Consider the following 8,235-nt stretch of genomic DNA (forward strand, 5'->3'; position numbering starts at 1 on the left):
AAGTTTTTGCTAGATTGAGAGAAAATCCGAACAAGAATTATTCTCTATTTTATGTATAAATATAGACTTTTAACTAAACAATAGCTATTATACTATCTTTTTTCTTGCATAAAACACCTACAAGAGCGTATTTTATGCAGAAATAGGCAGAACCAAACACGCTCATTTTTAGCGTATTTGATTCCACCTTGTCATTCGGTCGGAAATACAGAAAATACGGAGAATATAAAAGCCCTGTTTTTTCATGAATTTCACAACCAAAGTACAGCAGTTAAAATTTTAAAGTTTATTTTGCAAGCAATGAGATGGCAAAACCACCACCACGTGCTTCTTTAATCTTCAAAACATCACCCTTCTTCACAGTCTTGTGAATAATCTGATAAGACTTAGGGTTCTTTTCATAATCAGCATTCTTGCCATCCTGATAAATAGCGCAATCATACTTCTTGCCCTTATCGAGGAAGTCAAGCTTTACTACTGAAGTACGGGCAGCATCAGTCTTGCCACCAACAAACCAGTTGTTAGTACCCTTAGCCTTACGAGCAACAGTAATATACTTAGCAGGTTCAGCCTCCAAATACTTAGAATCATCCCAATCGCAAGCTACATCACGAATGAACTGGAAGGCATCATCATACTTCTCATAATGCTCAGGTAAGTCGGCTGCCATCTGCAAAGGACTGTACATCACGAGGTAAAGAGAAAGCTGACCGCAGAGAGTAGAATGCACATAACTCTGATTGTTACTCCACTCAGAAAGCTTGGTTTCGAAGATACCTGGAGTATAATCCATAGGACCACCCTGCAAACGGGTGAATGGCAACATCACGGTATGATAAGGAACAGAACCGCCAAATGCCTCATACTCAGTACCTCTTGCACTTTCATTACCCACCAGGTTAGGCCAGGTACGGCAGATACCAGTAGGACGGGTAGCCTCATGAGCGTTCACCATAATATGATGCTTAGCAGCAGTCTCAACGACACGCTGATAGTGATTATTCATCAACTGGCTGTAGTGATACTCACCTCTTGGAATGATGTCACCCACATAACCAGTCTTCACTGCATCATAACCATACTTGTTCATCAGATTGAAGGCATTTTCCAAATGACGCTCATAGTTGAGTGCTGCAGAAGAGGTCTCATGGTGCATCATCAACTTAACACCCTTAGAGTGCGCATAATCATTGAGCATCTTGATATCGAAGTCAGGATAAGGAGTCACGAAATCAAAGACATCCAGTTTCTGATGACCGAACCAGTCTTCCCATCCTTCGTTCCAACCTTCAACCAATACTTCCTGCAAACCATTCTTTGCAGCAAAGTCAATATAGCGCTTCACTTCCTCATTGGTAGCACCATGAGTACCATTAGGCTTACACTTGCTATAATCAGTAACACCCAGACGAACAGAAGGAAGATCATTCGTATAACTCCATGTCTTGGTACCTACAATCATGTTCCACCATACACCACAGTACTTGGTAGGGTGGATCCAGGAAGTATCCTCTATCTTACAAGGTTCATTGAGGTTCAAAGTCAACTTGCAAGAAAGCATATCACGCGCATCATCACTCACGAGAACAGTACGCCAAGGTGTATTGAATGGAGTCTGGATAAAGCCCTTGCGACCTACAGCATCAGGAGTCAACCAAGACTCAAGCACGAGATTCTTCTCGTCGAGGTTGAGGTGCATGGTAGGATAATCCAGACAGGCAGCCTCATGGATATTGATATAAAGACCATCCTTCGTCTTCAACTGCAGGGAAGTCTGCACGCCCGTATCAGAGAAAACAGTAGTAGAAGAATTACTCTTATATTTCTCACGATTAGCAGCGATGATAGGACGGATACCAGTCAGCGGAGTGATGTTGTACTCATACTCCTGAGTATCATAATCACCTGGAATCCAGTATGCAGTATGATCACCAGCCATTGCAAACTGAGTGTGCTCCTCCTGAATCACGAAGTAGTTCAAAGATTCCTGCTGAGGAAACTCGTAGCGCAAGCCCATACCGTAATCATAGACACGGAAACGGATGGTAATGTTACGATTGGAAGAAGCCTGATTGAGGTTTACCTCCAACTCATTGTAATGATTGCGAATGGTGGAAGTTTCACCCCAGACAGGTTTCCAAGTCTCATCAAAAGTAGAAGTCTTGCTACCGGTCTCGGTAAAACCATCCATCAAATCCGTTTCTTCCATCCCCTTAGAGGCATGCTTATCCTTTGCCAACTCCAAACCGAGATGAGAAGGCTTACAGACAGTCTTGCCTTTGTAACTCATCTCATAAGTAGGCTGTCCATTACCTGTCAGGGAGAAGGTCAAAGACACATTCCCGTCTGGAGACTTGACGGTCTGAGCTGCTGCAAACATAGGGAGCAACAAGCCCATAAGTAAAACACTGATTTTCTTCATATTTATTGCTATTGTTTTCTACAGTGCAAAATTAGTAAAATCTTGGAAATACACCATATTATAATTTACAATAAATCAAAAAGGGGGTGTGCAAACGTTTGCACACCCCTCGTTCTTTTCCCCAAAAAACTAACTAAAAACCATTCTATTCTAAGCAAAAGCTATTTCAAACTAACGAGAAACGTTTCAATGCTTTTGAAGAAATCTTAGTTTCTTCCAGCCTGTGAAATCATTTCTGTCAACTGATTCATGAAAGCAGCATCCTTTGCCAGATCCTCGATATTAAGGTGCATACGATAGCGCCAGTAATGCTTAGGATTAGCAGGGATATTGATACGCTCTGCATTCGCATCAGGCAAGCGGAGACTCTCGTCGATAGCAAGCCAATCCTGAATACTCAACACACAGAGCATAGAAGGAGAGGTCAGATGACGTAAGATAATATCCTTGGCAAGCCAACCTGGGAGCGGATGAGGAGCAGGACCCTGACGATAGAGCATCGTATTATAATACTCTTGAGTACGCTGGATATTCTCATCCCACCACTGACGGAGGGTAGGCATATCATGACTTGAAATGGTACAAACCGAGCGATAAGGATTACGGCTCAGATGGCCGAACTTCACAGAAGGATCCTTAGGCATGCTCTGCAGCTCCAGGCTCAAGATCTTCAACTCATTCATTACCCATGGCACACAATCAGGCACCATTCCGAGGTCTTCGGCACATACCAACATGCGAGTAGCCTGAACCAACTTAGGCAATTTCTTCATCGCCTCACCATACCAATACTGGTTGTTGCGACGATAGAAATAATCATTATAAAGACGATTGAACGCAGCCTTGTCGTTATCATAAAGTGACTCAAAGATGAAATCAAACTGAGCCGAGATACGTGGGTGGAACAATCCCGGATTACGATGATCACGAACGAAGAGCACATCGCTAATCAGAGCATAGAGACCATCACGGAGCCAGATATCCTTCTGAGCGGTAGCACCTTCAAACAAAGCTTCCACCTTGCGCTGGCTATTCACCTCCGGTTTCATCTGATAACGCTCGTCATCCAAGCGGTCGAGATATTTCTCCTTCACTTCGTCAGCACGCTCATGGAACATGCGGTTCAGAACCCAGTCGGTAATGAAAGGACGGGTGAATCTATCCTCCTGAAAATTAAGGCCATAAGAACGAATCTCATCTGCCGTCATTCCCAACGCAGGAGCAAACTGACCCAGCAATCCGTGAACAGAATCTACAGGAATCTCCCAGATACGGAAGAAACCGAGTACATGGTCGATACGGTAAGCATCAAAGTACAGAGACATGTTCTGGAAGCGGCGAACCCACCACTGGCAACCATCCTTCAACATTTCATGCCAGTTGTAAGTAGGGAATCCCCAGTTCTGGCCATTTGCAGAGAAATCATCAGGTGGAGCACCCGCCTGTCCATTGAGATTGAAGTACTTAGGCTCCACCCACACATCACAGCTATAGCGGTTTACACCGATAGGAATATCACCCTTCAGAATAACACCCTTTGTCTTAGCATGCTCGTGAGCCGCCTTCATCTGTGTATTTAATACATACTGTACGAAGTAGAAGAATTCCACCTCCTTGTATGCTTTGCTCTTAGAATCGCTCAATGATTTACGCTCAGCTTCATCCCATACCTTATGGTCTGGCCACTGAGAGAAATCGGCAGTGCCATACTTGTCACGCAAGTAAGAATACTGTGCGTAAGGCACAAGCCACTGTTCTGTTTCCTGAAAAAATGCCTGAAAATCGGCACTCTTTAACATTTGTTTTCCTTCCTGTTCGAAGATTTGGTGCAAATAGTTTATCTTGAAATCATTTACTTTCTCATAATCTATCTGAGGGAGCGCATTGAGTTCTGCTCTCGTCTTTTCAGCCTCAGCGCGCTTCTTGGCATCCTTCAACTCTGGTAATGCAAGAAGATCTGCATACTGAGGATGAATAGCGAAGACACTGATACAGCTGTACGGATAAGAGTCTGTCCAGGTATGCGTGATAGTCGTATCATTGATAGGCAAAAGCTGAAGAACCTTCTGACCAGTTTTAGCCACCAGATCAATCATGCTCTTGAGATCACCGAAATCACCAATACCGGCACTCTTCTTACTTCTGAGTGAGAAGACAGGCACCAATGTACCCGCTAACTTACGGTTCCAACGCTCCAGGAACGACTGGCCCAACTCATAAGAAATCAACGTACCGCTCTTCATCTCAGGGATTTCAATAGAACGGTTGTAACCTGTTTCCCAAAGACATTCCTTCTTTTCATTGAGCGCTACGAACTTGAATTCCAGATAGTTGACAGCTAAAGTCTCCACATTGATATCAACAGTCCACTCATTGTAAGCCTGCTGAACCATAGGAAGAACATGGTTTTTGTCCCAAGCACCGAGTGCAGGATCAGAACCTACTACTGCTAAACGTTCACCCTCACGAAGTTGTGGAGCACGAACAATCAGGCGGATCGTCTTAGCAAAGGAATGTTCCTTCACCTTGCCTGGTTGCTGATGGTTGATGCAGTCAGTAAAGGCGCTACTATAGAGGTAAGAATCCTCAGGAATATCATGCCAACGGTCATACAAAGTATAATCACTGGCACGCTCAGCCGTACAGTTCAACTGATGCCTCGCCAATTGCCATTCAGCCTTGGTGCAAAAGCCATCTCTACTTACACTATAAAAGTAGGAATTGTTCTTAGACTTTGGGGTACCATCCCAATCGAATGACCAGCGAGAGCCATCCTCAGTCCCCATTTTATACTGGACCTCCTTCCCATCAACTGTCATATTCAAAACGAGTTCCTCGCCATAGACAGTTTTATAATCTATATTAAAATGAAACACCATAAGATACAAAGGTTATTATTTACGCTGCGAAGGTAATATTTTTTATCGAAAAATCAAACACTTTTTTGCACAAAAAATAGAAAAAGGTTGCGCAATCGGTTGCACAACCTTACTATTTAATACATTTACTTATCTTCTACTTATTTCTTATTTTTCCTTGATGAAGGAAACAGATAAAGCGCCGAATATCAGCAAGATACCAGCCACTATCATCATGTCACTCTGATGAGAACCCACCAGGCTCAAAACAGCGCCACCACAGATGGCAGCTACAATCTGAGGAATACAAATCGTTCCATTGAAAAGGCCCAGATAAGCACCCATGTGTCCATATCCCTGCAGGGCATTGGTAACAAAAGTGAAAGGCATTGCCAACATGGCTGCCCAACCGGCACCAATCATCAGGAATGAAATAAACTGCAGATATGGGTCATGCAGGAAAGGAATCAGGGCGAAACCGATACCACCAATGACCAGACTGACCGCATAAGCCATCTTGGTATTCTTAAACTGAGGCAGCACAACCGCCCAAAGCACACTACCCACAGCCTGAACAGCAAAGAGGATACCTACCCAGTTGCCAGCCTCCTGGAATGCCTCGGAAGTAGGATCGGTAGTATTCCAAACCGTCTCAGCAATGGCACCTGTAGAATAATTCCAGAGATAAAGGAAACCAGCCCAGCAGAAGAACTGCACAAGACCCACCTTCCAGAAAGTAGCAGGCGCTTTGCGGAGCAAAGTAATCCAATCGGCCTTGTCTTCAGAAGCATCAGCATTTGAATTCTTCACTCTTCGTTCTTCACTCTTCACTTCATTATATTCTGCATACTGCTGAGGATTCCACTCCTTCACCTTCATCGTAGTATAGATAACGCAAAGAATCAGAATAGCAGCACCGATATAGAATGACCAGATCACAGAATCAGGAACCACACCCTTATCAGCCACATTCTTGATACCCAAGAAAGTAAAGAGGAATGGGAAAATATAACCAGCCACAGAACCGGCATTGCAGAGGAAACTCTGGATAGAGTAAGCTTTCGCCTTCTGCTTCTCATTGACCATATCACCCACCAGCATCTTGAAAGGCTGCATCGCCATATTGATACTTGTATCCAAGAACATCAGGGCTATCAAACCGAAAAGCATCGCACCGCTCACCGTCAATCCGAACGAACCGGCATTAGGCAGCAGACACATCACCAATACAGCCACCGAAGCACCAATAAATAAGTAAGGTATTCGACGACCGAAGCGGCACCAGGTCTTATCGCTCAAAGTACCGACGATAGGTTGCACCAGGATTCCCATCAGCGGAGGGAGGATCCAGAAATAACTCAAGTTGTGTGGGTCTGCACCCAACGTTGCAAAAATTCGGGATATATTGGCGCTCTGAAGGGCGTAGGCAATCTGTACCCCGAAGAATCCGAAGCTTAAATTCCAAAGCTTCCAGAAACTCAAATCAGGTTTTTGTGTCATATTATTTTTGTTTTAAATTTTTTCCGTATTCAACCATTCGCCACACATTATCGGGTAGTACCTCTCACCACCAATCTTGTTCTGACGACTCTCTTCTCCACCTCATCCACAGGAATGGATCCTTCCACCTGTCCAATGAGAATATTGGCGGCCTCCTCTCCCACGGCAATACCCCGCTGCTCCACCGAAGTGAGCATCGGGTCGGAAGCCTTGGCACGGTCACCGTTTGTAAATCCGCAGACACTAATTTCTTCCGGCACCTTATACCCCATACGCTTGGCAGTATAGAGAATACCGATAGCCGTATCATCATTGATGGCAAAGAATGCATCCGGACGATCTTCTGCTTCAAGAATCTCTGGTGTGAGCGCCTCAGCCTGTGCACGGTTGTCACAGATCTTCACCCAGTCCGGATTTTCTTTCAGTCCATGTTTCAGGAGTGCATCCCGATAGCCGTTGTAGCGGTTTTTGGAAATCTCCATATTCATCGGCGAACCATAGAATGCGATTTTCTTGCATCCGGTATCTATCAGATGAGTGACGGCAGTGAAAGATCCCATGTAGTCATCTACAACCACACGAGAACAGTTCACGCCTGTACATATTCTATCATAGAATACGAGCGGTACACCATTATCCATCAATTTTTGGAAATGATCATACTGCTTGGTGTCCTTGGCCTGAGAGACGATAATGCCACACACCTTATTCTTATAGAAGTCTTCACAAATAGCCACTTCCTTATCATACCGTTCGTTACTCTGCGCCACCATCACACGATAGCCGCGGGCGCGAGCCTCTTCCTCTATGCCAGAGACAACAGACATAAAGTAATAATGTACGAACTCCGGTACGATAACTCCAATTATCTTCATCGGCTGCACCTTACTATGTCGCAGGGCTTCACCGATCACGTTCGGATAGAAGTTGTGCGCCCTGGCATAAGCCTGGATACGCTCCTTCTGAGCAGCACTGATACGAGGGCTGTTCTTCAACGCTCTACTCACCGTAGCTATGCTACATCCGAGATCGCGCGCGATATCTTTCATTGTTATGGGTACAATTTCTTTCATAATTGTTTTTAGTTACAATGCAAAATTAGACAAATATCCGTTAAGTCGGACCATTTCGTTGATGTAAATCAAGAAAAAGCTGCGCAAACGTTTGCACTAAAGAAATAACGGAATTAACTAAAAAATAGTACAACGTATCGAAAAAGAATTTAATTTTGCACTCAGAAAGTCTGAGAATGCCGTAAAAAAGCATGCAAAGAGGATGCAAATCCGCTTTCTGCCACCTTATAAATATAAAGAACCTAACAAACAATGATTTCCTAACGAAACCGCAAGTAAAGGTAAATGTAGTTAAAGCGTGGCCGAGACTAAAAACAATAATAAACATTAATTATACATTAACTTAAAAATCAAGCAAATGATGAAGCAGGTAAAAATTAAA

Annotated in this window: 4 protein-coding genes; all 4 read right to left on the reverse strand. The window is 43.9% G+C overall.

All coding sequences use genetic code 11. The features are described 5' to 3' along the window. Positions 1 to 286 precede the first annotated feature (286 nt). The gene (locus tag DW917_RS12110; RefSeq protein ID WP_118119071.1) at positions 287 to 2,422 is read right to left on the reverse strand and encodes a glycoside hydrolase family 97 protein; all 2,136 of its coding nucleotides are present in this window, start codon (positions 2,420 to 2,422) and stop codon (positions 287 to 289) included. 206 nt (positions 2,423 to 2,628) lie between these two features. Then, the gene (locus tag DW917_RS12115) at positions 2,629 to 5,301 is read right to left on the reverse strand and encodes a 4-alpha-glucanotransferase (protein ID WP_118119073.1); all 2,673 of its coding nucleotides are present in this window, start codon (positions 5,299 to 5,301) and stop codon (positions 2,629 to 2,631) included. Positions 5,302 to 5,448: 147 nt separating this feature from the next. Beyond that, entirely contained in the window at positions 5,449 to 6,780 is a 1,332-nt protein-coding gene (locus tag DW917_RS12120) for an MFS transporter (protein WP_118119075.1), read from the reverse strand. A gap of 47 nt (positions 6,781 to 6,827) precedes the next feature. Further along, a complete protein-coding gene (locus DW917_RS12125) occupies positions 6,828 to 7,853 on the reverse strand; it encodes a LacI family DNA-binding transcriptional regulator (RefSeq protein WP_118119077.1) in 1,026 nt (341 codons plus the stop codon). Positions 7,854 to 8,235 lie beyond the last annotated feature (382 nt).

Source organism: Prevotella sp. AM42-24 (genome assembly GCF_003461825.1).
GTDB lineage: Bacteria > Bacteroidota > Bacteroidia > Bacteroidales > Bacteroidaceae > Prevotella > Prevotella hominis.

Bases quoted from the DNA above. Each gene is read 5' to 3' on its own strand.
- DW917_RS12125 (WP_118119077.1), bottom strand. From the start codon at position 7,853: ATGAAAGAAATTGTACCCATAACAATGAAAGATATCGCGCGCGATCTC.
- DW917_RS12120 (WP_118119075.1), bottom strand. From the start codon at position 6,780: ATGACACAAAAACCTGATTTGAGTTTCTGGAAGCTTTGGAATTTAAGC.
- DW917_RS12115 (WP_118119073.1), bottom strand. From the start codon at position 5,301: ATGGTGTTTCATTTTAATATAGATTATAAAACTGTCTATGGCGAGGAA.
- DW917_RS12110 (WP_118119071.1), bottom strand. From the start codon at position 2,422: ATGAAGAAAATCAGTGTTTTACTTATGGGCTTGTTGCTCCCTATGTTT.